This window comes from Streptomyces katrae (genome assembly GCF_000966975.1).
Classification (GTDB): Bacteria; Actinomycetota; Actinomycetes; order Streptomycetales; family Streptomycetaceae; genus Streptomyces; species Streptomyces katrae.
On sequence record NZ_JZWV01000297.1, the window covers coordinates 1 to 469 of the forward strand.

General features: G+C 76.5%; 1 protein-coding gene. It reads left to right on the forward strand.

Annotation, left to right across the window (positions count from 1 at the left end; translation table 11 throughout):
- The first annotated feature begins 168 nt into the window (after positions 1-168).
- Entirely contained in the window at positions 169-462 is a 294-nt protein-coding gene (locus VR44_RS42520) for a CDGSH iron-sulfur domain-containing protein (protein ID WP_425424496.1), read from the forward strand.
- Positions 463-469: the final 7 nt, after the last annotated feature.

The following is a 469-nucleotide window of genomic DNA, read 5'->3' on the forward strand; positions in this document are numbered from 1 at the left end:
GGCCGGTACTGCGTGCGCGCGGGGCCTGGCTGCGGGCGGAGGGGCTCGCGCAGGACGGCGACGAGCACGAGGAACTGGTGGTGGTCCGTGCCGAGTACCCCTGAACCCGGGCACCCCGTGCCGCCCCCGCCCCCGCCCGCGCAAGGGCCCCGCCCGCGGCGGGTGTCCGTGGACCGGGGTGGTCCGGTCCTGGTCGAGGGCCCGGTCGAGGTCACCCTGGACGACGGGACGACCGTCCGGTCGGACCGGTTCATGGTCGCCGTCTGCACGTGTCGGCGCAGCCGTACGTACCCCTGGTGCGACACCAGCCACCGTGCGCGCGAGCGCCCGGCCCCGGCCCCGGGGGACCCGGACGGAACGGGGAGACCCGACGTGACCGGCAGACCCGATGTCACCGGCAGATCCGACGGCCCCGGGAGGCCCGACGGACCCGACGGACCCGAGGACAGGAACCAGCGATGACCGCACC